This window comes from Nonomuraea sp. NPDC003709 (assembly GCF_040610775.1).
Classification (GTDB): Bacteria; Actinomycetota; Actinomycetes; order Streptosporangiales; family Streptosporangiaceae; genus Nonomuraea; species Nonomuraea angiospora_A.
Map to the genome: position 1 here is coordinate 48,585 of NZ_JBEXMW010000013.1, position 26,682 is coordinate 75,266.

At 72.3% G+C, this 26,682-nt stretch carries 24 protein-coding genes; 9 read left to right on the forward strand and 15 right to left on the reverse strand.

The window, feature by feature from the left end:
* Positions 1 to 6: 6 nt before the first annotated feature.
* Genes ABZX61_RS34400 through ABZX61_RS34415 form a run of 4 tightly spaced genes read left to right on the forward strand, consistent with a single transcriptional unit; the run spans position 7 to position 4,794 of the window.
* Positions 7 to 954 (forward strand): ABC transporter permease, encoded by a 948-nt coding sequence (locus ABZX61_RS34400; RefSeq protein ID WP_355200265.1) that lies wholly within the window; start codon positions 7 to 9, stop codon positions 952 to 954.
* A 2-nt stretch (positions 955 to 956) separates the two neighbouring features.
* Positions 957 to 1,826 (forward strand): ABC transporter permease, encoded by an 870-nt coding sequence (locus tag ABZX61_RS34405; RefSeq protein WP_350727484.1) that lies wholly within the window; start codon positions 957 to 959, stop codon positions 1,824 to 1,826.
* The gene (locus ABZX61_RS34410) at positions 1,823 to 3,919 is read left to right on the forward strand and encodes an ABC transporter ATP-binding protein (RefSeq protein WP_355200266.1); all 2,097 of its coding nucleotides are present in this window, start codon (positions 1,823 to 1,825) and stop codon (positions 3,917 to 3,919) included. The genes ABZX61_RS34405 and ABZX61_RS34410 overlap by 4 nt, the downstream gene beginning before the upstream one ends.
* Positions 3,916 to 4,794 carry a sugar phosphate isomerase/epimerase gene (locus tag ABZX61_RS34415; protein ID WP_355200267.1) on the forward strand — a complete coding sequence of 293 codons (879 nt, stop codon included), beginning with the start codon at positions 3,916 to 3,918 and terminating at the stop codon, positions 4,792 to 4,794. The genes ABZX61_RS34410 and ABZX61_RS34415 overlap by 4 nt, the downstream gene beginning before the upstream one ends.
* A 9-nt stretch (positions 4,795 to 4,803) precedes the next feature.
* On the opposite strand, the gene ABZX61_RS34420 is transcribed toward ABZX61_RS34415, so the two are convergent.
* The gene (locus ABZX61_RS34420; protein ID WP_355200268.1) at positions 4,804 to 5,601 is read right to left on the reverse strand and encodes an IclR family transcriptional regulator; all 798 of its coding nucleotides are present in this window, start codon (positions 5,599 to 5,601) and stop codon (positions 4,804 to 4,806) included.
* A 125-nt stretch (positions 5,602 to 5,726) separates the two neighbouring features.
* Here ABZX61_RS34420 and ABZX61_RS34425 point away from each other — a divergent pair, with 125 nt between their 5' ends.
* Entirely contained in the window at positions 5,727 to 6,536 is an 810-nt protein-coding gene (locus tag ABZX61_RS34425) for an alpha/beta fold hydrolase (protein ID WP_355200269.1), read from the forward strand.
* On the opposite strand, the gene ABZX61_RS34430 is transcribed toward ABZX61_RS34425, so the two are convergent.
* The 8 genes from ABZX61_RS34430 to ABZX61_RS34465 form a co-directional block, all read right to left on the reverse strand.
* The gene (locus ABZX61_RS34430) at positions 6,537 to 7,361 is read right to left on the reverse strand and encodes an IclR family transcriptional regulator (RefSeq protein ID WP_350727480.1); all 825 of its coding nucleotides are present in this window, start codon (positions 7,359 to 7,361) and stop codon (positions 6,537 to 6,539) included.
* 70 nt (positions 7,362 to 7,431) lie between these two features.
* Complete coding sequence (locus tag ABZX61_RS34435) at positions 7,432 to 8,382, reverse strand: zinc-binding dehydrogenase (protein WP_355200270.1); 951 nt, start codon at positions 8,380 to 8,382, stop codon at positions 7,432 to 7,434.
* Entirely contained in the window at positions 8,379 to 9,272 is an 894-nt protein-coding gene (locus ABZX61_RS34440; RefSeq protein WP_355200271.1) for an alpha/beta fold hydrolase, read from the reverse strand. The genes ABZX61_RS34435 and ABZX61_RS34440 overlap by 4 nt, the downstream gene beginning before the upstream one ends.
* Positions 9,273 to 9,285: 13 nt before the next feature.
* Positions 9,286 to 9,411, reverse strand: coding sequence for a hypothetical protein (locus tag ABZX61_RS34445; protein WP_355200272.1), 126 nt, complete (start codon positions 9,409 to 9,411; stop codon positions 9,286 to 9,288).
* On the reverse strand, positions 9,408 to 10,256 hold the full coding sequence (locus ABZX61_RS34450) for an alpha/beta hydrolase (RefSeq protein WP_350727476.1): 849 nt from the start codon (positions 10,254 to 10,256) through the stop codon (positions 9,408 to 9,410). Before ABZX61_RS34450 ends, ABZX61_RS34445 begins: the two co-directional genes overlap by 4 nt.
* Positions 10,257 to 10,265: 9 nt before the next feature.
* Positions 10,266 to 11,558, reverse strand: a complete 1,293-nt coding sequence (locus tag ABZX61_RS34455) for a peptidase dimerization domain-containing protein (protein WP_355200273.1) — start codon at positions 11,556 to 11,558, stop codon at positions 10,266 to 10,268.
* Positions 11,555 to 12,493 carry a hypothetical protein gene (locus ABZX61_RS34460; RefSeq protein WP_355200274.1) on the reverse strand — a complete coding sequence of 313 codons (939 nt, stop codon included), beginning with the start codon at positions 12,491 to 12,493 and terminating at the stop codon, positions 11,555 to 11,557. The genes ABZX61_RS34455 and ABZX61_RS34460 overlap by 4 nt, the downstream gene beginning before the upstream one ends.
* A complete protein-coding gene (locus ABZX61_RS34465) occupies positions 12,493 to 13,707 on the reverse strand; it encodes an aromatic ring-hydroxylating dioxygenase subunit alpha (protein WP_355200275.1) in 1,215 nt (404 codons plus the stop codon). Before ABZX61_RS34465 ends, ABZX61_RS34460 begins: the two co-directional genes overlap by 1 nt.
* A gap of 206 nt (positions 13,708 to 13,913) precedes the next feature.
* On the opposite strand from ABZX61_RS34465, the gene ABZX61_RS34470 reads away from it, so the two are divergent.
* Together ABZX61_RS34470 and fdxA are read left to right on the forward strand one after the other, a co-directional pair.
* Entirely contained in the window at positions 13,914 to 14,888 is a 975-nt protein-coding gene (locus ABZX61_RS34470; RefSeq protein WP_350727472.1) for an NAD(P)/FAD-dependent oxidoreductase, read from the forward strand.
* A gap of 15 nt (positions 14,889 to 14,903) precedes the next feature.
* On the forward strand, positions 14,904 to 15,257 hold the full coding sequence (gene fdxA, locus ABZX61_RS34475; RefSeq protein WP_355200276.1) for a ferredoxin: 354 nt from the start codon (positions 14,904 to 14,906) through the stop codon (positions 15,255 to 15,257).
* Here the strand turns inward: fdxA and ABZX61_RS34480 are convergent, their stop codons facing one another.
* The 6 genes from ABZX61_RS34480 to ABZX61_RS34505 form a co-directional block, all read right to left on the reverse strand.
* Entirely contained in the window at positions 15,258 to 16,028 is a 771-nt protein-coding gene (locus ABZX61_RS34480; RefSeq protein WP_350727470.1) for an enoyl-CoA hydratase-related protein, read from the reverse strand.
* An 8-nt stretch (positions 16,029 to 16,036) separates the two neighbouring features.
* A complete protein-coding gene (locus ABZX61_RS34485) occupies positions 16,037 to 18,388 on the reverse strand; it encodes a CoA transferase (RefSeq protein WP_355200277.1) in 2,352 nt (783 codons plus the stop codon).
* Between the two features lie 92 nt (positions 18,389 to 18,480).
* Positions 18,481 to 20,061 carry an AMP-binding protein gene (locus tag ABZX61_RS34490; RefSeq protein ID WP_355200278.1) on the reverse strand — a complete coding sequence of 527 codons (1,581 nt, stop codon included), beginning with the start codon at positions 20,059 to 20,061 and terminating at the stop codon, positions 18,481 to 18,483.
* Positions 20,062 to 20,156: 95 nt separating this feature from the next.
* On the reverse strand, positions 20,157 to 22,109 hold the full coding sequence (locus tag ABZX61_RS34495; RefSeq protein ID WP_355200279.1) for an ABC transporter ATP-binding protein: 1,953 nt from the start codon (positions 22,107 to 22,109) through the stop codon (positions 20,157 to 20,159).
* Positions 22,106 to 23,842: an ABC transporter ATP-binding protein gene (locus tag ABZX61_RS34500; protein WP_355200562.1), complete on the reverse strand. Its 1,737-nt coding sequence runs from the start codon at positions 23,840 to 23,842 to the stop codon at positions 22,106 to 22,108. Before ABZX61_RS34500 ends, ABZX61_RS34495 begins: the two co-directional genes overlap by 4 nt.
* Complete coding sequence (locus ABZX61_RS34505) at positions 23,842 to 24,438, reverse strand: helix-turn-helix domain-containing protein (protein WP_355200280.1); 597 nt, start codon at positions 24,436 to 24,438, stop codon at positions 23,842 to 23,844. The genes ABZX61_RS34500 and ABZX61_RS34505 overlap by 1 nt, the downstream gene beginning before the upstream one ends.
* Before the next feature lie 105 nt (positions 24,439 to 24,543).
* On the opposite strand from ABZX61_RS34505, the gene ABZX61_RS34510 reads away from it, so the two are divergent.
* Positions 24,544 to 25,485, forward strand: a complete 942-nt coding sequence (locus ABZX61_RS34510) for a DMT family transporter (protein ID WP_355200281.1) — start codon at positions 24,544 to 24,546, stop codon at positions 25,483 to 25,485.
* Positions 25,486 to 25,590: 105 nt separating this feature from the next.
* Positions 25,591 to 26,673 (forward strand): hypothetical protein, encoded by a 1,083-nt coding sequence (locus tag ABZX61_RS34515; RefSeq protein WP_355200282.1) that lies wholly within the window; start codon positions 25,591 to 25,593, stop codon positions 26,671 to 26,673.
* Positions 26,674 to 26,682 lie beyond the last annotated feature (9 nt).

The window sequence follows — 26,682 nt, forward strand, 5'->3', positions numbered from 1 at the left end:
AGGACGATGGTCCGGTTCCTGATACGCAAGCTCCCTTCGCTGGTGTTCGTGCTGCTGGCCAGCTCGATCGTGGCCTTCGCCCTGCCTCGCCTGGCGCCGGGCGACGTGGCGGTCACGCTCGCCGGAGCGGACCCGACCGCGGCCAACATCGCCGCGATCAGGCAGCAGCTCGGCCTGGACCGCCCCCTGGTGATCCAGTACGCGGACTGGATGGCCGGGCTGCTCCGGGGCGACCTCGGTCAGTCCTACCTGCTGCGCCGCAGCGTCGCAAGCCTCATCGGCGACCGGCTGGGGAGCACGGTCGAGCTGGCCGCCCTGGCCACGCTGCTGGTCATCGCGATCGGCACGGCCCTGGGCGTCGTGGTCGGCTCGGTCCGCAGCCGCTGGGCGCGGGCCGGCCTCGACCTGGTCAACAGCGTCCTCGTGGCGGTCCCGTCGTTCGTCACGGGGCTGGGGCTGATCCTCGTCTTCGGCGTGCTGAACCGCTGGCTGCCCGTCAGCGGCGAGGTCGCCTTCCTCGACAACCCGGTGATCGGCTTCCAGTTCCTGATCCTGCCGGCGATCGCGCTGGCGCTGCCGCCCGCGGCGGTCGTGGCCCGGCTGCTGCAGGCGGAGATGCTGGTCGCCAGGAACGAGGACTACGTGGACCTCGCGCTCAGCAAGGGAGCCTCGGGCGCCCGGATCACGATCCGGCACGTGCTGCGCAACAGCGTGGGCACCGCGGTCGTCGCGGTGGGCCTGCAGGTCGGGAACCTGCTCGCCGGCGCCGTCATCATCGAGGCGATCTTCAACCGCAACGGCCTCGGCCAGCTCGCCGTCTCCAGCGTGCAGACCCGCGACTTCACCGTGCTGCAGGTGCTGATCCTGGCCGTCGTCTTCGTGGCGGTGATCTGCCAGATCCTCACCGAGATGATCCTGGCAGCACTCGACCCCCGGATCACGTTGGGAGCGTAGGTATGGCAGACATTCCACTCGAAGGGGGAATCCCGCGCGCACGCCGGCTGAACCCGACGCTGGCGCGCTACCTGTCGGCGTTCCGCACGCCGAAGGGCGTCATCGGGCTGTCGATCCTCGCCGTCATGAGCCTGGCCGCCCTGCTCGCCCCCGTGCTCTTCCCCGGCGGGTACGACGAGCAGGGCCGCGAGGCGCTGACCGGGATCTCGGCCGGGCACATCTTCGGCGTGGACGAGTTCGGCCGCGACATCTTCGTCCGCAGCATCTACGGCCTGCGCATCGACCTCAGCCTGATCTTCACCGCGGTGCCGCTCAGCATGGCGATCGGGGTCCTGCTCGGGCTGAGCGGCGCGCTGTCGGAGCACCTGGGGTCGGCGGTGCAGCGGCTGCTCGACGTGATCATCGGCTTCCCCGGCCTGATCCTGGGGATCTGCCTGGTGGCCATCCTGGGGCCGGGCTGGCCGGCGCTGTTCCTGACCATCCTGATCAGCGGACTGCCCACCGCCGGCCGGCTGGCCCGCGGCGCCTGGCTGGCCCAGCAGAGCAGGGAGTACGTCCTCGCCGCCCGGGTGCTCGGCGTCTCCCGCCCGCAACTCCTGGTCCGGCACGTCCTGCCGAACGCCATGGACTCGGCCGTCGTCAACGCGGCCGTGTGGATGGTCGTCGGCGTCTACATCGAGGCCGGGCTGAGCATCGTCGGCCTCGGCGTGCAGCCGCCGACACCCTCGCTCGGCGTACTCCTGAACAACGGGCTGCGGTTCGTCACCCAGTCCCCCACCTACATCGTCGGCCCCGCACTCCTGCTGCTCCTGGTGGCGGTGGGCTTCAGTCTGGTGTCCGACGCGCTCAACGAGGCGGTGAACCGCCGGTGACCTCCACCGAATCCCTGGCCCCCGTGACGGCGAAGGACGTGCCGTTGCTGCGGGTCGAAGGCCTGCGCACCGAGTTCCGGCTGAGGAACGGCGGCGTCAAGGCCGTCAACGACGTCAGCTTCGACATCTACCCGGGCGACGTGCTCGGCATCGTCGGCGAGTCCGGATCGGGCAAGTCCGTGACGGCGCGCTCCATCATGCGCATGCTGCGCCCGCCGGGCGAGGTCGTGGCCGGCTCCGTACGGCTCGGCGGCGAGGACCTGCTCGCCCTGCCCGAACGCGAGATGCGGCGCCGCCGCGGCAGCAAGGTCGCGATGGTCTTCCAGGACCCGCAGGCCGCCCTCAACCCCGTCATGAAGGTGGGCGACCAGATCGCCGAGGCCATGACGCTGCACGGGGTCGACAGGCGGACCGCGCGCGGGCGCGCGATCGAGCTGCTCGACCAGGTCGGCATCCCCGACGTCCGGACGAAGATCGACCATTACCCGCACCAGTTCTCCGGAGGCATGCGCCAGCGCGTCGTCATCGCGATCGCCCTGGCCAACGACCCCGCGCTGCTGATCGCGGACGAGCCCACGACCGCCCTCGACGTGACCATCCAGGCGCAGATCCTGCGCCTGCTCGCCCGGCTGCGCACCGAGCTCGGCATCGCCATCGCGATCATCACCCATGACATGGGGATCGTGGCCGAGCTCTGCACCGACGTCGTCGTCATGTACGGCGGCCGCACGGTCGAGAAGGGCACCGTCGAGCAGGTCTTCGAGCAGCCGCGGCACCCCTACACCGCGGCGCTGCTGGCGGCCATGCCCCGCCTCGACGACGACCGGATCGGACAGCCGCTGCCCGCGATCCCGGGAGCGCCGCCCGACCCGGCCGCGCCGCCGCCCGGCTGCCCGTTCGCCCCCCGGTGCCGCTTCACCGAGGACGTCTGCGAGCACGAGCCGCCGGAGCTGCTCCAGATCGGCACCGACGGGCAGTCGGCGGCCTGCTTCGTCGCGCAGCGCGCCACCACCGACGTCTCGGTCCGCGCCCCCGAGCCGCCCCCGGCCGACATCTCGGTCCACGTCCCCGAGGCGGCCACCCAGGACGCCACGACGCCCGTCCTCGAGGTGCGCGACCTGCGGATCGACGTCGGGTCCCGGCGGCGCGGCCTGTTCCACCGCGACCCACCCGTGTACGCGGTCGACTCCGTGAGCCTGTCGGTGCACGCCGGTCGCACGCTCGGGCTGGTGGGCGAGAGCGGCTGCGGCAAGTCGACGCTGTCCAGGAGCATCGTCGGGATCAACCGGGTCTCCGGCGGATCGGTCCTCGTCGACGGCGCCGACGTGAGCACGATGGGGCAGGCGGATCTCGGGCGGGTCAGGTCCTCGGTGCAGTACCTGTTCCAGGACCCGTACGCGTCGCTGAACCCGCGCCGCACCATCAGGCAGTCGCTGTCCGAGGCGCTCGCGTTCAGAGGCGTCGGCCGGCGGGAGCGCGAGGAGATGGCGCGGTCGCTGATGGCGCAGGTCGGGCTGCGCGCCGAGCACCTCGACCGCTACCCCCACGCGTTCTCGGGCGGCCAGCGCCAGCGGATCGGCATCGCCCGCGCGCTGGCCAGGCAGCCGCGCGCGCTCATCCTCGACGAGCCGGTCTCCGCCCTGGACATGTCGATCCAGGCGCAGATCATCAACCTGCTGGAGCAGCTGCAGAACGAGCTCGGGCTCGGCTACCTGTTCATCGCCCACGACCTGTCGGTGGTGCGGCACCTCAGCGACACCGTCGCGGTCATGTACCTGGGCCGGATCGTGGAGTACGGCGACGCCGCCGACGTCTACGGCAACCCGCAGCACCCCTACACCGCCGCCCTGATGTCGTCCTCACCCGTCCCGTCGGTCTCCGCGCGCACGCGCGAGCGCATCGTCCTCCCCGGTGACCTGCCCAGCCCCGCGAACCCGCCCTCGGGCTGCCGGTTCCGCACCAGGTGCCCGATCGGCCCGCTGGTCAACCCGGAACGGACGATCTGCACGGAGATCGACCCTCAGCTCACCCTCACGGCCACCGGCCAGCGGGCCGCCTGCCACTTTGCCGACAACGGAAAGGAAACCGAATGACCGCGAAGATCGCGCTCAACCCGATCCAGTGGATGGCCAGCGCCGACGGCTGGCTGGACCCGTCGCTGGCCCCCGCGCCGAAGGAGCTGCTGACCCAGATCAAGCGGGCCGGGTTCGACCACGTCATGTCGGAGGTGCCCGCCGGCCTCGACGTCGAGCAGTACCGAACGCTGCTGGACGAGGTCGGCCTGTCGCTCGCGCCCGGCTACTTCCCCTGCCGCTCGGACGGCAGGGACGGCAACGAGGACACCGTCGTGGCCGCCGCCGCCGAGGTCGCCCGCACGCAGGCCCGGCTCGGCCTGACCGAGATCGGCCTGGGCCTGGGCATGGGCAAGGAGGCGCCGCGCGTCCTGAACCCCGCGCAGGGGCACGACGCCGACCCCTCGCGCGTCGAGGCGGTGACGGAGCTGATCGGGCGGATCTGCGACGCCATGGTGGCCGAGGGCGTCCGGCCGTGCCTGCACCCGCACGTCGGCACGTGGGTCGAGACCGAGGAGGAGGGCCGGGCGGTGCTCGAGGCCCTGCCGGAGTCCCGGCTCGGCTTCCTGCCCGACACGGGCCACCTGGCGTGGGCGGGCGCCGACGTCGCCCGGCTCGTGAAGGACTACGCCGAGCGGATCCCCTTCGTGCACGTGAAGGACTGCCGGCTCAGCGTCGCCGCCGAGGGTCGCGAGAAGGGGTGGGACTACCGGCAGACCGTGCTCGCGGGGCTCTGGGTCGAGCCCGGGCGGGGTGAGCTCGACCTGACCGGCATCATCGGCAACCTGCCCGAGGCGTTCGACGGGTGGCTGATGGTGGAGGTGGACCGGCCCGACATCGCCGACCCGTACGAGAGCGCGCAGGCGTCGGCCGGCTGGATGCGCAGCGCCTTCTGAAGATGATCGTCAGCACTCCCGCTCGACGGCGCGGGAGATGCCGTCGGCCGCCGCGAACAGCCCGGGCAGCAGCCGCTTCGCCACCAGGCGCGACAGCGGCGCGGCGGCCGACACGGACGCGAGGACCGTTCCATCGGCCCCCGCGACGGGCACGGCGATGCTGCCGAAGCCCAGCAGGATCTCCTGCCTCTCGATGGCGTAACCCCGTTCCCTGACGACCGCGAGCTGCCGGCGCAGGTCCTCCACGGACGCGACGGTGCGCGGCGTCAGGCGCGGCAGGCCGGTCCGGGCGAGGCGGCGCAGCCGTTCCTCGAGGTCGGGGAGGTTCGCGAGCAGGGCCTTCCCCGTCGCCGTGCACGCCGCGGGCAGGCGCCCGCCCACCCGGGAGTGGGTGTTCACGTTCTGCTCCCCGGCCACCTTCTCCACGTAGAGCACGTGACCTCGGTCGAGGACCGCCAGGTGGATGGTCGCCCTGGTGGCGGCGAACAGGTCGGTGAGGAGGGGCCGGGCCACGCGGCGCAGCACGGCGGAGACCGGCACCCGCTGGCCCAGCTCGAACATGCGCATGCCGAGCTGGTAGGAGTCCCCCTTGCGCTCCAGCAGCCCCCATTGCACCAGCTCCTGCGCGAGCCGGTACGCCGACGCCTTCGGCACCCCCGAGCGCCGGCTGAGCTCGGTGAGCCGGAGCTGGACCGCCCCCGACTCGAACGCCCCGAAGATCAACTGGGCCTTGCCGAGCACCGAATTGGGGTATTCCTCCTCATCGTCGGGGCCGGCCGGCGCCGCCACGAACACCTGTGAGGACATCGGAACTCCCCTCGCGACCACTTTCCATTTGTCCCATGAATAGTGCAGAACGTCTGGAATGTATAGGTTTCGCCGGGCGGACCGATGTAAAGATCAGGTGACGACCCGGCATGAGGGAGGACCCCTTGGACATCACGGCGCCGCCGCGCTTCGGGTACGCGGACTCGCCCTTCGGCCAGCTCCACTACGCCGAGCAGGGCACGGGCCGGCCCCTGCTGCTCCTGCATCAGACCCCCCGATCGTGGGACGAGTTCCGCGAGCTGATGCCCCTGCTGGCGCCCCACCGGCGCGTCCTGGCCATGGACATGGTCGGCTTCGGGGCCAGCGCGAAGCCCCCGGCGCCCCACACGATCGAGCTGTTCGCGGCCGGTGCGCTGGCGCTGCTGGACGGCCTCGGCATCGAGCGGGCCGACGTGCTCGGCCACCACACCGGCGGCGCGGTGGCCGTCGAGCTGGCGGCGTCCGCGCCGGAGCGGGTGGGCCTGCTGGTGCTGTCGTCGGCCCCGTGGGCGGACGCCCGCTACCGCGCCTCCCACGCGCACGGCCCGGGGGTGGACGAGGCCGAGCCGTCCCCGGAGGGCGAGCACCTGGTCAAGTTGTGGCGGCTGCGGCAGCCGTACTATCCCGAACCGGTCACCGGCCTCCTCGACCGGTTCGTCCGCGACGCCCTCGCGCCGGGGGTCGATCCGGCGGAAGGCCACCGGGCGTGCGCGCGCTACGTCATGGAGGACAGGATCGGCCTGGTGACGGCGCCTGTGCTGCTGCTGGCGGGCGCCGCGGACCCGTTCGCGCTGCCGAACATGACCCCGCTCCGGGAGCATCTCACCGGGGCGGCGAGCGTGACGTCGGCCGTCATCGAGGGCGGCACGATCCCGCTCATGGAGCACAAGCCCGCCGAGGTCGCGGCGGCCGTGGCGGCGTTCCTGACGGCCTGATCAGGTCCGGCCGCCGTCGGCGGCCATGATCGACTTCGTGATACGCCTGCTCACCATGCTGAGCAGGCCCACGTACTTGTTGACGTCGGCGCGGAAGGTCGGCGCCGTCACCGACAGCGCGGCAACCATGGTCCCGGTGGCCCCGGTGAGCGGGATCGCCACGCTGAGGTAGCCGACCCGGGTCTGCTCCCGCTCGACGGCGTACCCGGCCTTCCTGGCCTGCTGGATCTCCTGGGCGAGCAGCTTCGGGGCGGTGACCGTGCGCGGCGTCACGCGGGCCAGCGGGGTGGCCACGACGTCGCCGAAGAGGGCCGCCGGGCCGAACGCCAGCAGGGCCTTGCCGGTCGCCGTGCAGTGCAGCGGCATGCGCCCGGCGACGCGCGACGGCCTGGACACCTGGCCGTGGCCGGAGACCTTCTCCAGGTAGATGACCTCCAGCCCGTCCAGCACCGCCAGGTGGATGGTCTCCCCCGTCGCCTGGTAGAGGTCCTCCATGAAGGGCCGCGCCGCCTCCCGCAGGATCCGCTGGCGCGGCACGCGCTGCCCGATCTCGAACAGGCGCATGCCCAGCCAGTATTCGGACCCGCGCCGCTCCAGCAGGCCCCACTGCAGCAGCTCCTGGGCCAGCCGGTGGACCGACGCCTTGGCCACGCCGGTGCGGCGGACGATCTCGGACAGGCCCAGGCTCTCGTCGTCGGGGCCGAAGGCCTCCAGGATCAGCCGCACTTTGCCCAGTACGCTGTTCGCCGCCGCGTCGTGCTCGGGTGAAGGGACGATGGCCAGGGGCTTGACGTCAGGTGACGACGGGGAGTGCATAAGAGCCATTGCCCGATAATCGGGCCCATGTCCGTTCCGGACAACGGCCCTGTCCCGCTGAGCGGAACGGGCCCGGCGGCTATCCGAACGTGACGACCGCACGCCCGCGCACCCGGCCCTCGCGCAACAGCTCCAGGGCCTTGGCGATCTCGGCCAGGTCGAACCGCTCGACCTCCACGCCGAGCTCGCCGGAGGCCAGGCGGCCGACCAGCGACGGGGCCACCTCGCGCGCCCGGCGCTCGTGCCGGACCATGTTCACGGGCAGCAGCGCCACGTCGTCGAGCAGCCACGACGGGAGATCGACCGTCACGGACGCGCCCAGCACGTACCCGATGACGACGGCCCGGCCGCCGGGTCGGACCCAGCGCGTGCGCTCGACCAGGCCGGCGCCTCCGAGCGTGTCGACCAGCAGGGACGCCGAGCGCGCCGAGGCCAGCTCCGCGACCGCCGCGGCGTCGTCGGCCGCCACGCCGCGCACCCCCTCGGGCACCCGATCGAGCTGGTCGGACCGCCCGACCAGCCCGGTCACCGTGGCCCCGGCCAGCCGCGCCTGCTGGGCGACCATCGCGCCGACCGCCCCGGTGGCGCCGGTCACGACGACCTCCTCCCCCGGCTCCAGGCGGGCGACGTCGTGCAGGGCGACGTACGCCGTGGTGGCCGGGACGAAGAACGACGCCGCGACCTCATGGGGCAGCGGCTCCGCCAGCGGGCTGACGGCCTTGGGGCTGACGCTGACCCGTTCGGTCCAGCAGCCGTCGCGCAGCAGGCCCAGCCCGCCCCCGCGCAGGAGCACCTGCGTGCCGGGGGCCAGCTCGTCGGCTTCCAGGACCACTCCGCTGGCCTCGACCCCGCCCACGTACGGGAGGGCCGGCTTCATCGCGAAGGACCCGGTGGCGACGGTCAGGTCCAGATGGCCCAGCGCCGCCGCCTTGACCTCGACCAGCACCCTTCCGGGCTCGTACGCGGGTTCGGGGATGTCCTCCACGACAGGGGCCGCGCCCCACTCGTGGAAGCGCGCCGCGCGCGTCATCGGCCCGACATCCGGCCAGTGATCCGGCCCGAGAAGCCCGCCGCCGAGCTCTTGGCCAGGAAGGACAGGCTGAGCGGGTTGTAGCGCGCGGCCTGCTCGTGCTGCGGCCAGTGGCCGCACTCCTCGAACAGCTCCAGCTGCGAGCCCGCGATGGCCTCGTGCATGGCGGTCGCCTCCGGCACGTCGCCGAACGGGTTCTTGCGGCCCCAGACGATCAGCGTCGGCTGGGAGATCCCGGCCAGGTCGCCGGGGCGCAGGATGTTGCGCTGCCGGGTCTCCATGTCCTGCAGGCAGAGCAGGTTGTCGACGCCTGCCACGAACGCGGGCTCGTGGTAGATCGCGTGGCGCACCTCCACCAGCTCCTCGGTGGCGTCGGCCGGGTCGGCCATCAGCAGCCGCAGCCGCTTGCGGGTGAGCTCCACGTCGTCGCTGAGCACGGCCTCGCGCGTGCTCGTCCTGATGCGCTCCATGACCTGCGGGTTGGCGACGGTGCCGCCCGCGCAGAGCAGCTGCAGGCTCGCCACGCGGTCGGGGTGGTCGATCGCGGCGCGACCGCCGACCCAGCCGCCCAGCGACTCCCCCACGATGTGCGCGCGCTCGATGCCCACCGCGTCGAAGTACGCCAGCAGGTGCTCGACATAGCGCGGGATCTCGTACGGATAGTCCGGCTTGCCGGTGTAGCCGTGGCCCAGCATGTCGATGGCGTGGCACTCGTACTGCTCCGCGTGCGCGGCCAGGTTGCGGGTGAACGCCTCCAGGTGCCCGCTGGTCCCGTGCAGGAACACCACGGGCTCGCCCGATCCGGCCCGCAGGCTGCGGGTCGGCACTCCCCCCGCGTCCACGTACGAGACGCTCAGGCTCAACGGGCTCAGCTCGGTCCATATGGTCATCGTCACGTCACCTTCAACGGTCGAGAGCGGGTTTGTCCTGGTTGATGCGGTGCACCTGGGTGTTGCTGCGGGCCGCGAGCAGGCGGGCGAGGAGCACGGCCAGCACGACGGCGGGCGCGGCGATCAGCAGTCTCTTCATCGGCCCGCCCCTGTCAGGAATCCGGTGACCACGGCGTGGTAGGCCTCGGGACGCTCCTCCTGGAGGTGGTGTCCCGCGTGATCCATGACGTACAGGTTGCCCCGGGGCACCATGCGCGCCAGCATGAGCGGATAGTCCGGCGTCAGGAACGCGTCCTGCATGCCCCACATGAACAGCGCCGGCGCCTGGATCTCGGCCAGCTCGGCGGTGAGGTCCTGCCATTCGCCGCGCGGCGAGTCGGACATGGCGGCCAGCGCCCGCTCCTCCGGGTCCAGGCTCTGCTCGTAACGCAGGTCCAGCGTGGACTCCGGCAGCCGGTCGCCGTCGTACCACTCCAGCCGGGTGATGAGGTCGCGCATCTTCTCCCGCGTGGGCCCCTCGCCGCCGTAGTAGACGTCCCGCGCGTTGCGGCCGCGCCGGCCGCCCTCGGGCAGGGGCGCGAGCGGGCCGTAGAAGACCGGCATGCTGCCGGTGATCACCAGCGAGCGCACCCGGTCGGGGTAACGCGCGGCCAGGCACAGCGCGATGGTGCCGCCCCAGGAGTTGCAGACGAAGTCGGCCCGCTCCACACCCAGCGCGTCCATGAGCGCGACAGTTCTGGCCGCGTGGAAGTCCCACATCGGGCCGGTGATGACGCACTTCTCCGACTTGCCGTACTGCAGGATGTCGACGATCAGGCAGCGGCGCTCGGCGGCGAACAGCGGCGCCACCGGGCCGAAGTCGCTCCATCCGGTGCAGCCGGGGCCGCCGCCGTGCAGGAAGATCGTGTCCGGTCCCGACCCCAGGTCGAGGTAGTGATATTTGACGCCGTCGGCGTCGGCGTACGAACCGCTGGGCGGTTCCATGGCGCCTCCTCAGTCGTTGGTCTCGTCGATCTCGGCGCGCGTGCGCGTGACGGTGTCGGCCGCCACCCGCAGGAGCACCTCGCACAGGCGGCGCATGGCCCTGACGTCGACGGTGTTCATACCGAGGGCGAAGTCATCGGATACGGCCTTCGGCATGCCCACGCGGGCCGTCGGGATCCCGCGCGCCCGCAGGATGTTGGCGTCGGTGGCGCCGCTGTTGCCGTCGATGGGCTCGTGCGGGCGCCCGTTCACGCTCTCCCAGGCGCGTACGGCGCTGCGCACCACCCAGCTCTCCGGCGGCGTGCGCGTGCCCGGGACGGCCAGCACCATCTCGACCGCGAGCTCCGCGCCCAGCTCCGCCGACACCTGCCGGACGTACGCCGCGAGCTCCCGCTTGGCCTCCAGCGGCGTCGTGCCGGGCGCGATGCGCAGGTCGAGGCGGATGCGGCAGGCCGCAGGGGTGACCGCGAGCATGCGCTCCCAGCCGCCCGCGATCGACCCGACGATCCCCTGGGGGGCGGCGGTCGCGGTGCGGTGTCGCTCGGGGTAGTCCGCCAGCCACCGTTCCAGCCGCGTCACGACCTCGGCGGCGGTCACGATCGGGTTCCGGTACGGCAGGCGGTGCCGGCTCCCCGCGTACGTGTGGGTCCCCGGGACGACGATCTCGAACCAGCACAGGCCCACCTCGTCGTGCGCGACGTAGTCCCCCGGCTTGGCGATCACCGCGTGGTCGGGCTGCCAGCCGCGTTCGAGCAGGAACGAGCAGCCGACCCCGTGGCCCGTGTTCGCCCGGCCGTCCGGGGCGATGGCGTTGGTGGGCATGCCGCCGGCCCCGAAGGCCACCAGCAGGTCCCCGGCGAGCTGCGGGCGCAGGGCGGCCAGGGCCTCGCCCACGACCAGGACGCACGCGGCGTGGCCCTTGGGGTTGCTCGCGCCGAGGCCGCTGACGTAGGGGCCCTCGCAGCGGGCCTCGGCCCGCATGTCGGGGCGCAGCTCCGGGCCGATCCAGGGCACGTCCAGGTCCGGGTCGCCGGTGGTCAGGGTGTCGATCGGGGCGTACAGCATGAGGTCGGCGCCCGTGCCGTCGCCCCTCAGCCGGCCGACCGCGTTGGCCTGGCCGTCGTCGATGCGCTGCGCGTGCGCCTCCAGGCCCGCGGCGGCGAGCCGGTCGGCCAGCCACCGGGCCAGCGGCGCCTCGCCGCCCGTGGGGCTGGCGATGGAGGTGACGTCCACCGCCGCCGCGCGCAGGCGGTCCTCGGTGATCGACGCGAGGGCCTGCCGCATCAGCTCGTCGCGGTTCATGACGCCGGCTCGATGACGGCGACTCCCATGCCGGTCAGCCACTCCGGCATCGGCTCGTACGCCAGCCTCCGCCCGGGCGCGAAGCCCAGCGCCGCCGCCATGGCCAGCCACGACCGCAGCTCCTGGCCGCCGTTGCCGGCTGCCTCCTCGATCTCCGCCGTGGACAGGCCGGCGTAACGCTCCAGCTCGCCCCGCTCCAGCGCGGCCAGGAACTCCTCGTCGAACTCGGGGAAGATGACCGGCCGCGCGGCGGTGATGATCTGCCGGCGGCGCGCGTCGTAGCGCTCCCAGTCGCCCCGGCCCTCCCGCCAGGCCTCCACCAGGAACTCCTCATCCGGCCCGTGCGGGTCCTGCCAGCGGCTCGGCCACGGCAGCCGGTGCGAGAGCCCGCCCGAGGCGATGACCGCCACCCGCAGTCCCTCGGGCAGCGACTCCACCGCGGCGGCGAGGTTGCGCCCCAGCTCGACGCAGCGCCGCATCAGGGGCAGCGGCGTGGCGAACACGTTCACCACCAGCGGGATCACGGGCACGTCGAGGTCGCGCAGCAGATACTGGACGGCGTGGCTCTGGCCGTGGTCGATCTGCAGCTTCGCCGAGATCGCCACCTCGGTGCCCGCCGCCACCAGGGACTCCGCGATGCTCTGGGCGAGGTCGGGGCGGGTGCGCTGCGGGCCCGACGGCGTGCCGGACTCGCCGGACGCGATGACCTCGTCCACGCCGAGGGTGAAGGCGGGGATCAGGTCCAGCCAGAAGCCGCGGAAGTGGTTCGACCCGATGATGACCGCCACGTCAGGACGGGCCGCGGCGAGGGCGTCGCGGGCCGTGCCGAGCGCGTCGCGGAAACGTTCCGCGCGGTCCTTGTGCTCGACCTGGTCCCAGTGGGTGTTCATGAGCGTCGAGTGGGACGCGCCCACGCCCAGGACGATCCGGCCCATCAGCCGAGGTCCCCGGCGCTCTTGAGGCGTTCGGCGCGCTCCTCCGTGATCTCCTCGGCCAGCTTGCGCCACTGCAGGAGCGAGTCGTCGGGACGGTAGAGCCGCTCCGGCGGCGCGTCGGTCACCTCGACCATCCACTTGTCCTGGCCGGAGAACTGGCCGTGGAAGAGCCAGCGCACGGCGCCGAGGTATTTGGCGTAGAAGGGCAGCGTCCTGATGCCCTTCTCGAAGTTGGCCATCACACCGACGTAGAGGTGGTTGTCCGCGTCGACCGGCACGTAGAACTCGTAGTGGATGAAGGTCGGGTAGACGATGCGCAGGACCCCCGGCATGCTGACCGAGGCGAACCCGGGGAACTCCTCGGCGGCGATGGCCGGGTTCACCTTGCGGTGGCTGCCCGTGTTGCCGATGTTGGCGACCTGCTTCGGCGGCTTGAGCTTGAACCACGCCTGGTTGCTCCATTTGCCCAGGCCGGGGAAGTCGGCGTCCCAGTGCTGGGCGTCCTGCACCCGGTAGATCCACCGGCCGCGGCGGACGATCCGGGTCTCGTTCCACACCGGCATGGCCTTGAACAGCCGCCACAGCGCGGTGCGGTGCAGGTACTTCGCGTGTCCCTCGTCGTAGCCGTTCTCGCAGGCGAAGCGCCAGTTGCCCACGCGGGACTGGATGCGCGCGCCGATCACGGCGGGGTTGTCGCGCAGTTCCTCGGGGAGCTGGTCGTCGATGGGCGGGGCGTCCTCGCCGTCCCCCACGAAGATCCACACCATGCCGAGGCGTTCCTCGGCCTCGTAGGTGGGCTGGGTCACCTTCCCGCAGATCGGCGACTGCGGCCCGTCGGTGATCACCGCCTTGAGCTCACCGGTCTCCAGGTCGAACGTCCAGCCGTGGTACGGGCAGGAGATCGTGCCGGGGAACTGCTGGTTGCCGTAGCTCAGCGGCACGCCCCGGTGCGGGCAGCGGTCCTTCAGCGCGTAGACCTTCCCGTCATCACGGATGACGACGATGCGCTCGCCGAGCAGGGTGATCGCCTTCGGCTTCCCGGTGATGTGCGAGGAGAACGCCACCGGATACCAGTAACCGCGGAACCCGCTGGCCGCCGCCTGGTAATGGGGCCAGCTCGACCAGTCCTGCCGGCCCGGCAGGCGGCCCCGCCGCGATGGCCGGCGCCTGGCGTCTCCCCCGATCGCAGCCGGCGTACCCGCCTCCGCACTCATTCTCGCCTCCGCTTCCATGGCTTGTCCGCGGCTCCCGATGCGCCGCGACACGCAGTTCACCACCCGCGGGGCCGAGCGGCCCAGTGCGGCATCCCGCCCAGCGGACCGTGTCCCGCTGAGCGAGCCGTGTTCCGGTCAGCGGGCCGCGACCCGCGGGCAGGCGCCCGGGCCCTGTGTAGCTTCCGTGGCCGGAAAGGAGAGCGACGTTGGAGATCGAAACCGATATCGCGATCATCGGAGCGGGGCCGACCGGGCTCTACGGCGCCTACTGCGCCGGGTTCCGCGGTCTGCGCACCGTACTCGTCGACGCGCTGCCCCAGGTCGGCGGGCAGATCTCGGCACTGTACCCGGAGAAGGAGATCCGGGACGTGGCCGGCGTCCCCGGCGTCCTCGGGCGTTCGCTGGTGGCGGCGCTCTCGGCCCAGGCGGCCGCGTACGACCCGGTCCACCTGCTCGGGCGGCAGGCAGTCGAGCTACGCCGCGACGCGGACCCCCGGCCGGTCGTGGTGCTGTCCGACGGCACGGCGGTCCGCGCCGGGGCCGTCGTGCTCACCTCGGGCATCGGGACGTTCACCCCGCGTCCGCTGCCGGCCGGCGAGGAATGGCTCGGGCGGGGGCTGACGTACTTCGTGCCGGACCCGTCCGCGCACGCCGGCCACCACGTCGTGGTCGTGGGCGGCGGGGACAGCGCGGTCGACTGGTCGCTGGCCCTGGCGCCGCTGGCCAGGTCGGTCACGCTGGTGCACCGCCGGGCCGCGTTCCGCGCGCACGCCGGCGGCGTCGCGGCCGCCCGCGCGGCGGGGGTCCGCATCGTCGTCGACAGCCAGGTCGTCGGCCTGTCCGGCGCGGAGCGGGTCGAGCGGGCGCACCTGCGCACGCGCGGCGAGGCCGACAGGACCGTGCCCGCCGACTCGGTCATCGCCGCGCTGGGGTTCATCAGCGATCTCGGCCCGCTCGCCGGCTGGGGGCTGTCGCTGCGCGGCAGGTCCGTCCTGGTCGACCAGCGCATGCGTACGGGCCTGCCCCGGGTGTACGCGGCCGGCGACCTCGCCGAGTACGACGGCAAGGTCCGCCTCATGTCGGTGGGCTTCGGCGAGGTCGCCACCGCGGTGAACAACGCCGCCGTCGAACTGGACCCCGAGCTGTCCCTCTTCCCGGGGCACTCCACGGAAAGCGTCTGAGCACAGGAGAGATTCATGAGCTACGTCATCGGCCCCGCGTGCGTCGACGTCAACGACCGCGCGTGCGTGGACGTGTGTCCCGTCGACTGCATCTACGTCGGCGACCGCAAGAGCTACATCAACCCCGCCGAGTGCATCGACTGCGGGGCGTGCGAGCCGGAGTGTCCGGTGGACGCGATCTTCGTCGACCGCGCCGCCCGGGGCGACGAGACGCGCACGCTCTTCCTCGACGACGCCAAGGCGTTCTTCGCCGAGGTGCTGCCCGGCCGCGACGCGCCCCTCGGCACCCCGGGAGGCGCCCGCAAGGTCGGCGACCTCAACGCCGACACCGCGCTGGTGACCGGGCTGGTGACCGGCTACGGCGCCTGATCAGCGGCCGGTGAACCGCGGAGGGCGCTTGTCCAGGAACGCCTGGAGGCCCTCCGCGGCGTCCTGGGTGTGGATCAGCTCCAGGACCGCCTGCCACTCCAGCTCCAGCGCGTCGTCGAGAGGCAGGTCGTACCCGGCCTCCACGACGCGCTTGAGCAGGCCGATCGTCGTGGTCGGCCGGGCCGCCAGGTCCTCGGCGTGCCCGGCCACCACGCGGTCGAAGTCGTCGTCGTCCGCCACCACGTCCACCAGCCCCAGGCCGAGGGCCTCGGCGGCGGACAGGCGGGCGCCGTCGATCATCAGGCGCTTGGCGCGATGCGGGCCGAGCAGGCGCGGCAGCCGCTGGCTGCCGCCCGCTCCGGGGAAGAGGCCCAGGCTCGTCTCGGGGAAGCCGATGGTCGCCGAGGAGGCCAGGATGCGCAGGTCGCAGGCGAGCGACAGCTCGGCCCCGCCGCCCAGCGCGTGGCCGTTCATCGCCGCGATCACCGGCTTGGGCGCGCGTTCGAGCAGGCGCTGGACCTCGACCCAGCGGCGCATCTTGACGTGGTTGGCCACGGACAGGTCGCGCATCACGGCGATGTCGGCCCCCGCGACGAAGAAGCGGCCGGTCCCGCGGATGACCAGGCAGCGGACCGAGGTGTCCTCGGCCAGCGGAGGGATCACCTCCAGGAACTCCTCGATCAACGCCGGGTCGACGGCGTTGGCGGGCGGCCGGTCGATGACGATGGTCGCCGTCCCCCCGTCCCTCCGCACATCCAGATATTTCGTCATCTGCGCTCCTATTCCAGTGCGCCGGCGTCACGCAGCCGGGCGAGCTCTTCGTCGTCCAGATCGAGCAGGTCCTTCAGCACGCGGTCGGTGTGCTCGCCCAGCAGCGGGGCGGGCGCCGTCAGCGCTCCGGGGGTGCCGGACATGCGCACCACGATTCCCTCGTGCCGTACCGGGCCGATGAGCGGGTGCTCCAGCACCGGGTAGAAGCCGCGCGCGGCCAGGTGCTCGTCCGCCTCCACCAGGTCCCGGCCGGTCGCGACGACGGCGGCGGCGATGCCGAGCCCCTGCAGCTCGGCCGCCAGCGCCTCGCCGTCGCGCTCCGCGCACCAGGCCGCGAGCGCGGCGTCGATCTCGTCCTCGTGGCGGCGCCGCTCCTCCAGGTCCGCCGAGGCCGCCTGCGAAAGCCCGGCGTGCGCGGCCAGCCGCCGCCACTCCTCGTCACCCTGTACGGCCAGCGCGATCCAGCGGTCGTCGCCCCTGACCGGGTAGACGCCGTGCGGGACCATGCGCGGGTGCCGGTTGGGCCGGGACCCGGGTGGTGGGCAGGTGCGGCGTTCGCCGAGCTCCGCCTCCAGGACGGCCGGTCCCATCGACGCGGCCATCGCCTCCAGCTGGGAGAGGTCCACGTGTCCGCCGCGCCCGGCCGCGACCAGGTCCAGGACGGCGAGCACGGCCGAGTTGGCCGCCACCATGTCGCCCAGCCCGAACGTCAGCCCCTCCGGCGCCTCGCCGGGATCGGCGGTCTCGCTGGTGAGGCCGGACATCGCGGCGAGCGTGTCGGCGAAGGTCACCGCGCTCCGCCAGGGGCCGCTCTGCCCCACCCCGGCCATCGACACCAGGATGACGCCGGGCCGCAGCTCCGCCAGCCGGTCGTAGGACAGCCCCCATCTGGCCAGGACGCCGGGGCTGAAGTTCTCGATGACCACGTCGCACTCGGCGGCCAGGCGCCGCAGCACCTCGAGGCCGGGTTCGGTGCGCAGGTTGAGGGCGACGCTGCGCTTGCCGCGGTTGAAGTTGACGAAGTAGCCGCCGTCGTCGATCCCGGCATCGGGACGCAGCCGCATGGACGGGGCGAAGCGCGTGGGGTCGCGCCGGCGCCGGGATTCGATCTTGATGATGTCCGCGCCGTGCTCGGCCAGCGTCTTGGTGGCGTACGGGCCGGCCAGCACCCAGGTCAGGTCCAGGACGCGGATCCCTTCGAGCGGGCGCGCGCCGGGCCCGCGGACGCCGTCACAGCGGCCCCGGGGGCGTTCGCTCCGCCAGGGCGCCTCGGCGGGGGCGGGCCGCGGCTCGGTGAGGCGCACCGGGCGGGGCAGGGCCGCGAAGGGGAACCCGACGTCCGTGACGCCCTCCTCGGGCAGGCCCGCGCCCAGGACGCGGGCGAAGAACCCGCGCTCGGCGAGCTGCGGGTTGCCGGTCAGGCTCGTGGCCGTGGAGACCTCCGCCCACGGCAGCGCCCGGGCCCGCCCCTGCTCGGCGAGGGAGGCGGCGGAGCGCCCGGCGACGAACCTGGCCACGACCTCGTCCACGTGCTCGCGCCCGCGCCAGCGGAAGACGGGGTCGGACCACTTCTCCTCCGTCAGGTCCTCCGCCTCGCCGGATTCCGCCATCCAGGCGAGCAGGTCGGTCCACATCCGGTCGCTGCCGGAGTATCCGCCCGCGACGTGGCCGTCGGCGGCGCGGAAGACCCGGTGGGCCACGTGTTCGTACACGCCGCCGGTGCGGGATGGGTACCGTCCGGCGTGGATCCAGGCGATGGCGCCCGTCTCGAGCGTGGCGGCCACCGCCTCCTGCGCGGAGACGTCGATGAGCTGGCCCTGCCCGATGCGGTCGCGGGCGATGAGGCCGAGCAGCGCGGCGATGGCCGCGTGCGCCCCCGCGAGCTGCGTGGCCTGCTCGCGGGGAGGGGGCTTGGGCGGGCCGCCGGGCTTCCCGCCCAGCCAGGCCATGCCGCCGGCGGCCGCGGCCACGAGATCGTCGGCGCGCCAGTCACGCCGGGGGCCGGTCGTGCCGAACGGCGTGACCACGACGTGGACGGCCCGCGGCCAGCGCGACGTGACCGTGCCGGAGCCCGTGCCGGGGCCCGTGCCGGAGCCCGTGCCGGAGCCCGTACGGACGCCGCGGAGCTCTCCGAACGGGCCGCTCTCCATGATCACGTCCGCCTGCTCGGCGAGCCGGTCGAGCGCGGCGGGGCTCACCGGCGCGCTCACGACCCGCTTTCCCGCGTGCCAGTGCAGAGCCTCCGCCCGCGACAGCCCCGGGCTCCGCGGACGCTCCACGCGTACGACGTCGGCGCCGAGGCCGACCAGCAGCCTCGCCCCGTTGAAGGCCAGATCGTCGGTGAGGTCGAGAACCCGCAACCTCGTCTCCTCCCGTGTGTGCCGGAGGCTCGACGCTAGAGCGCGCGATCGCCGGGGCGCGACCCTGCCGGTCTGTCCAGCGGTCCGCGCGATCAGGCCGTACGGGCGTCCCACGCGTCCGGCGGCACCCCCTGGTCGCGCAGGTCGCCCTTGACCACCTTCGTCGAGGCGTTCCTCGGCAGGGCGTCGAGCACGCGCACGTACCGGGGGACGGCGTGGCGCGGGAGCCGGTCCAGGCACCAGGCGTGCACCTGCGGCGGGCTGAGCGTGGCCCCGGGCGCCGCGGTCACCGCCACCAGCACCTCCTCCTCGGTCAGCTCCGACGGCACGCCCACCGCGGCCACGTCGAGCACGCCCGGCATCGCGGCCACCGCCTGCTCGACGTCCCAGGTCGGGATGTTCTCGCCGCGCCGCCTGATGACGTCGGCGCGGCGGCCGGCGAAATGGAGGAAGCCGTCGTCGTCGAGCCGGCCGCGGTCCCCGGTCACGAACCAGCCGTCACGCAGGGCCTTCCCGGTGGCGGCGGGGTCGCCCGCGTACCCGCTGAAGATCATCGACTCCGCTCGGGGCCGGACGGTGATCTGCCCGATCCGGCCCGCCGGCACCGGCTGGCCGTCGTCGTCCCTGATCACCACCTCGTACTCCGGGACGGGCCGCCCGGCCGCGCCCGGCCGCCGGGTGCCGGCCGTGCTCGCCGCCACGTCGCCGAGCTCGGTGCACGCGTACGCCTCCAGCAGCAGCACGCCGAACCGCTCCAGGAACCGCCTCGACAGGCCCTCCGGCGCCGGTCCCCCGTAGGCGCGGCGCACCTGGTGAAGGGTGTCGGAGCCGGTGGCGGGCGCCCGTTCCAGGATGGCCGCCACGGCGCCCATGAAGTTGAACGCGGTGACCCCCTCCCGCCGGCAGATCTCCCAGAACCGGGAGGCGGAGAAGCGCCGGTGGGCCACCAGCGTGGCGCCGGAGATCAGCGCGGGCAGCAGGCCCGCGTGCCGGACGTTGATGTGGTTCCAGGGGAAGACGTTGAACAGCACGTCCCCCGCCTCGTAGCCCATGGTGCGGGCCACCCGCCGGGCGTGCCGGACTCCGGCGAAGTGCGGCAGCAGCGCTCCCTTGGACCGGCCCGTGGTCCCCGAGGTGGCCATGACGACGGCGGGGTCCGCCGGTCCCGGACGCCGCGCCGGAAGGCGGTGTGGCGCGGCGAGCAGGTCGTCCAGATCGGCCGAGCCCGGCAGCTCGGCCGCCTCCCGCCCGGTCACGAGCACCACGCGGTCCATCCCCGCGGCCAGCTCGACCAGGCCGGGGTTGGCGCGCACGGCGTCCGTGCCGGCGATGAGCACGCGCGCCCCGGCGGCCCCGGCCAGCCGCCGCGCCGCGTCGAGCCGTACGTCCAGAGCCAGCGGCACCTCCACGGCGCCGAGCCTGGCCAGGGCGAACATCACCTCGACCAGCCGCGGCCCCGGCGGCAGGCACGTGAGGACCCGGTCTCCGCCCGTCACCAGGCCGGCGAGCCCGCCCGCGGCGGCGGTCGCCCGCTCCAGGCACTCGCCGACCCGCAGCGAGGCGCCGCCCTCGAACCGCACGAGCTCCGCCTCCGGAGCGCCGGCCGCCCGGCGCTCCAGAAGGTCGAGCATCGTCTCCGGCGCGGCCGTGACACCGTCCGTGGCATCGTCCATGTTCTCCCTCACGAGATGACAGGATGTCCCACCGCCGTCACGGGGACCACGGCGGGTGGATCGATGTACGGACCGCGAGCCGCCGGGGAACGCGTCTAGTCCACCTCCACGACGGCCTCGGCGAACTGGGCCGAGTACAGGCGGGCGTAGGCCCCGCCCTCGGCCAGCAGCGACTCGTGCGTGCCCTGCTCCACGATCCGGCCGTCCTCCATGACGAGGATCAGGCTGGCGTCGCGGATCGTGGACAGCCGGTGGGCGATCACGAAGCTGGTGCGCCCCTCGCGCAGCGAGCTCATCGCCCGCTGGATGAGCACCTCGGTGCGGGTGTCGACCGAGCTGGTGGCCTCGTCCAGGATCAGGATCGCCGGCTCGGACAGGAACGCCCGGGCGATCGTGATCAGCTGCTTCTCGCCCGCGCTGACCGTCCCGCCCTCCTCGTCGATCACCGTGTCGTAGCCGTCGGGCAGCGTGTGCGCGATGCGGTCCACGTGGGCGGCCTCCGCGGCTGCCTCGATCCGCTCGCGGGTGGCGCCTTCCGCCCCGTAGCCGATGTTCTCCGCCATCGTGCCGCCGAACAGCCAGGTGTCCTGCAGCACCATGCCGATGTTGGCGCGCAGCTCCTCCCTGGACATCTCGGCGACGTCGACGCCGTCGAGCGTGATGCGGCCGCCGGTCACCTCGTAGAAGCGCATGATGAGGTTGACCAGCGTCGTCTTGCCCGCTCCCGTGGGGCCGACGATGGCCACGGTCTGGCCGGGCTCCACGGTCAGCGACAGGTTCTCGATCAGCGGCCGGTCCGGCGCGTACCGGAAGGACACGTTCTCGAACGCCACCCGTCCCCTGACCTGCGCCGGCCGCTCCGGCTTGGCCGGCTCCGGCGACTGCTCGGGAGCCTCCAGCAGCTCGAAGACCCGCTCGGCCGAGGCGACACCCGACTGCACCAGGTTCGCCATGCCGGCCACCTGGGTGAGCGGCTGGCTGAACTGCCGCGAGTACTGGATGAAGGCCTGCACGTCGCCCAGCGAGATCGAGCCCGAGGCCACCTTGAACCCGCCCACCACGGCGACCAGCACGTAGTTGAGGTTGCCGATGAACATCATCGCCGGCTGGATGATCCCGGAGATGAACTGGGCGCGGAAGCTGGAGGTGAACAGGGCGTCGTTGTGCTGCTCGAAGATCTCGGCGGCCTCCTTCTGCCTGCCGAACACCTTGACCAGCGTGTGGCCGCCGTACATCTCCTCGATGTGGCCGTTGAGCTTGCCCGTCGAGGACCACTGCTTGATGAACTGCGGCTGGGAGCGCTTGCCGATGACGGTGGTGACGTAGACCGACACCGGCACGCTGACCAGCGCGATGAGGGCCAGGACGGGCGAGATCCAGAACATCACCACGAGCACCCCCACGACCGTCAGCACCGAGGAGATGAGCTGGCTCATCGTCTGCTGCAGCGTCTGGGCGATGTTGTCGGTGTCGTTGGTGGCGCGGCTGAGGATCTCGCCGCGCGGCTGGCCGTCGAAGTAGCTCAGCGGCAGCCGCGCCAGCTTGGCCTCGATCCGCTCGCGCAGCCGGAACGCCGCCCGCTGCACGACGGTCGTGGTCAGCCGGAACTGCACGATGCCGAGCAGCGCCGCCAGCACGTAGATCGCCAGCACCCAGGCCAGCACCTGGGCCAGCGCGGTGAAGTCGATGCCCTGGCCGGGCACCACGTTCATCGACGAGACCAGGTCGGCGAACGTGCCCTGGCCCCTGGCGCGCAGCCCCGCCACGGCCTGTTCCTTGGTGGCCCCGGCGGGCAGCTGGGCCCCGATGATGCCGGCGAAGATCAGGTCCGTGGCGTGGCCGAGGATCTTGGGGCCCGTCACGGTCAGCGCGACGCTGGCCGTGCCGAGGGCCAGGACGACGGCCAGCAGCGTGCGCTCGGGGCGCAGCAGCCGCAGCAGGCTGCGGAGCGTGCCGCCGAAGTCGAGGGCCTTCTCGGCGGGCCCGGACATCATCCTGCCCGGCCCGAAACTGGGCTGGGGCCGGCGCGCGGGCGCTTGGGTCGTCATGCCGCGGCCTCCTGTTCGGTGAGCTGGGACAGCACGATCTCCCGATAGGTCGGGCAGGTCGTCATGAGTTCGGCGTGGGTGCCGCTGCCGACCACGCGGCCGTCGTCGAGGACGAGGATGCGGTCGGCGTCGCGGATGGTGTTCACCCGCTGGGCCACGATGACGATCGTGGCGTCGGCGATCTCCTCGGCCAGCGCCGCGCGCAGCCGGGCGTCGGTGGCGTAGTCGAGGGCGGAGAAGGAGTCGTCGAACAGGAAGATCTCGGGCCGGTGCACCAGGGTCCTGGCGATGGCCAGGCGCTGGCGCTGGCCGCCGGAGACGTTCGTGCCGCCCTGGGAGATCGGCTCGTCGAGGCCGCCGGGCATCGCCTCGACGAACTCACGGGCCTGGGCCACCTCCAGGGCCTTCCACAGCTCCTCGTCGGTCGCGTCCGGCTTGCCGTACCTCAGGTTGGAGGCGACGGTGCCGGAGAAGAGGTAGGGCGACTGCGGCACCAGGCCGACCGCCCGGGAGAGCGCGGCCGCGTCGAGCTCGCGCACGTCGACGCCGTCGACCAGCACCTCGCCGGCGCTCGCGTCGAACAGGCGCGGGATGAGGTTGAGCAGCGTCGTCTTGCCGCTGCCCGTGCTGCCGATGATCGCGGTGGTACGGCCGGGCCGCGCCGCGAAGCTCACGCCGCACAGCACCGGCTCCTCGGCACCCGGATAGCGGAAGTCCACCGACCGCAGCTCCAGCTCGCCGAGATGTCTGTCTGGGGTGACGGGGGCCTTCGGCGGGTGCACGGTCGGCTCGGTGTCGAGCACCTCCTCGATGCGCTCGGCGCAGACCTCCGCCCGCGGGATCATCATGAACATGAACATCGCCATCATCACCGACATGAGGATCTGCATCAGGTAGGAGATGACCGCGGTCAGCGCGCCCACCTGCATGCTCCCGTCGGCGATGCGGTGCCCGCCGAACCACACCACGGCGACGCTGGAGACGTTCACCACCAGCATCACGGAGGGGAACATCAGCGCCATCAGCCGCCCGACCCGCAGCGACACGTCGGTCAGCTGGTCGTTGGCCACGCCGAAGCGCTCGCGCTCGTGCTTGTCGCGGACGAAGGCCCTGATGACCCGGATGCCGGTGATCTGCTCGCGCAGCACCTGGTTGATCCGGTCGATGCGCTCCTGCATCGTGCGGAAGAGCGGGCGCATCAGCACCACGATCACGCCCACGATGACGATCATCACGGGCAGCACGACGAGCAGCAGCGACGACAGCGCCGCGTCCTGGCGCAGCGCCAGCACGATGCCGCCGACGCACATGATCGGCGCCGCCACCATCATCGTGAACGTCATCAGCACGAGCAGCTGGATCTGCTGCACGTCGTTGGTGGTCCGGGTGATCAGGGACGGGGCGCCGAACCTGTTGACCTCCTGGACGGAGAAGTCCTGCACCCGGCGGAAGATCGCGGCCCGCAGGTCCCGGCCCAGGGCCATCGAGGTCCGGGCGCCGTAGTAGACGGCCACGATCGAGCAGACGATCTGGATGAGGGTCACACCGAGCATCACCAGCCCGATGCGCATGATGGTTCCGGTGTCGCCCTTGACGACGCCGTCGTCGATGATGTCGGCGTTGAGGGTGGGGAGATAGAGCGTGGCCAGGGTCTGCACGAACTGGAAGAGGACCACGAGTGTGATCTCTTTCCCGTACGGCCTGAGCTGGACCCGCAGGAGACGGAGCAGCATCAAGAGGCGCTTTCTGTCGATGGGGTGGGGGAGGGCCGCACGAGCAGCCCGTCGAGCAGAACGGAGACGATCTCCTCGTCGTCCAGGTCGCCGAACTCGCCGATCCGGCCGAAGCCGCGGTGCTCGCTCGACGCGATCAGCACGAGCAGCAGTTGCGCCGTGGCCTCGGGCGAGCGGCGCAGCCGGTCGCGGTCGGGCTCGATCAGGGCGGCGAGCCCGTCCACGATCAGGCGCCGGCCCTCCATGATCTGCTTGAAGAACTCGGCGTCGTCGGCCATCAGCTCCTTGGGCACGGCCAAGAGGTTGACGTTGGCCCTCATCCCCGTCCGCAGCATCGCGACCGCCTCGCTCAGCCGCGTGCGCAGCTCGGCCCGCGTGCCGATGCCCGCCAGCGCCTGCGCCGCCGGCCGCGAGTCGAACGCGACCATGAGCGTCGCCCGCAGCAGCGAGGCCTTGTCGGGGAAGACGCCGAAGATCGTGCCCTCGGCCACGCCCGCGGCCTCGGCGATCTGACGGGTACTCACCGCTGCGCCGTACTCGCGCAGCAGCGGGAGCGTGGCGGCGATGAGCGCGGCACGGCGGTCTTCCGGCGCCATGGCCGGCACCCTTCGTCTCCTCCTGTTCATAGCGGGCAATCCTAATGAGCGAGTACTCACTCGTTCAAATGGTTATACGTCAGGACCAACCGCTACGCTCCATCCGTGCTCAAACCTTGGTTGCCCGGTTTCCTGCTGCTCGCCGCCATCTGGGGCAACAGCTTCTTCTTCATCAAGGTCGCGGTGGAGGCCCTCCACCCGCTCCAGGTCTCCTTCGGCCGGATGGTCATCGGGGCGCTGGTGCTCCTGCTGGCCGTGCTGCTCGGCGGGAAGCGGCTGCCGCGCGACCCGCGCCTGTGGGGCCACTTCCAGGTCGCCTCGATCGTGCTCACCACGTTGCCGTTCACCCTCTTCGCGTACGGCGAGCAGTACGTCTCCTCCGTGGTCGCCGCCATCTGGAACGCCACCACCCCGCTCTGCACGCTCGCCTTCACCCTGCTGCTGCGCACCGAGAAGGCGACCGCCGGCCGGGTGGCGGGCCTCGGCCTCGGCTTCGCGGGCGTCATGGTCGTGCTCGGGATCTGGCAGCCGATGGGCGGCGGGCAGCTCGGCGGCAGTCTGGCCTGCTTCGCCGCCGCGGCCTGCTACGGGATCGGCGGCGCCTACATGGGCCGCTTCATCACCGGCCGGCGCCCCGAGCCGCCGGTCGTGCTGGCCGCCGGGCAGTTGCTCAGCGGCGCGGTCCAGCTGGCCGTGATCACGCTGCTGGCCGGGGTGCCGCTGGTGGACCCGCACGCGCCCGCCGCGGTCTGGTGGAGCCTGGCCGGGCTCGGCGGGCTGGGCACCGGGCTGGCGTACCTGCTGCTCTACTGGGTGCAGGTCCGCGCCGGGGTCACCACGACCTCCACGGTCACCTACCTGCTGCCGGTCTTCGCGGCGGTCTCCGGGGTGGCCATCCTGGGCGAGGGCCTCAGCTGGAACCAGCCGGTCGGCGCCGTCGTCATCCTCGCCGCCATCGCCCTCACCCAGCGTGCCGCGCCCCGTCCCGTTCCCGCTCCGCCCGAGCAGGCCCCCGGCGCGGTGGATCACCCGGCGCCCCAACCGTGAACGGGGGATGAATTCTGCCGTAAGGTCGCCTTTCCGACCGCGCGGACGCGGCAATCGCCATTCCATAATTCCAGCCATGGGGGTTATTTCTAGAAACAGGATGCGATGAAGCGCTGGATCGGTGTCATTCTGGCGGCGGTTCTGGCCGGGGTGGCGGTCGTGGCGATCCTCTTGGGGAACCGGGCGGACGAGGCCCCGGAGGCGCTGGTGGTGCGGGGGGTCATCGGGTCGGAGAAGAAGCCGTTCTTCGACGACCCCCGGGTCAAGGCGGCCTTCGCCAAGCACGGGCTGCGGGTCGAGGTGGACACCGCGGGGTCGCGGCAGATCGTCACCGCCGTGGACTTGAGCCGCTACGCCTTCGCCTTCCCCTCCAGCGTTCCCGCCGCCGAGCGGATCAAGCGCGACCGCAAGGCGGTCACCACCTATTCGCCGTTCTACTCGCCGATGGCGGTGGCCACGTTCGAGCCGATCGCGAAGCTGCTGGTGGGGGCGGGCGTGGTCCGCGATTCCGGCAAAGGCTACCAAATCCTCGATATTAGGAAATATCTGGATTTAATAGGCAAAGGCACTCGTTGGGATCAGCTTCCCGGCAATTCTGCTTACCCGGCTCGTAAGCGGGTCCTCCTCACCACCACCGACATCCGTACCTCCAACTCGGCCGCCATGTACCTGTCGGCCATCGGCTATGTCGCCAACGGCGAGGACGTGCCCACCTCCGACGCCCAGATCGCCAAGATCGCCCCGATGATCGCCCCCGCCGTGCTCGACCAGGGCTTCTCCGAGTCCACCAGCGAGGCGTCGTTCGACGACTACCTGGCGCTCGGCGCGGGCAAGACGCCGCTGCTGGTCGTCTACGAGGCGCAGTACCTGGCGCACGTCTTCGCCGGCGACGGCGCGATCAAGCCCGAGATGCGGCTGATCTATCCCTCGCCGACCGTGCTCAGCAAGCACACGCTGGTCCCGCTGACCCAGCCGGGCGACCGGGTGGGGCAGCTGCTCACGAAGGACGCCGAGCTGCAGAGCCTGGCGGCCGCGTACGGCTTCCGCACCACCGACCCTCAGGCGTTCGCCGGCCTGGTCGCCAAGACCGGGGCACCTGCGGCGGCCGAGCTGGTGGACGTCGTCGAACCGCCCACGTACGAGCGGCTGGACCAGCTCATCACCACCATCGACTCAGCCCGGCCCTAGCAAGGAGAT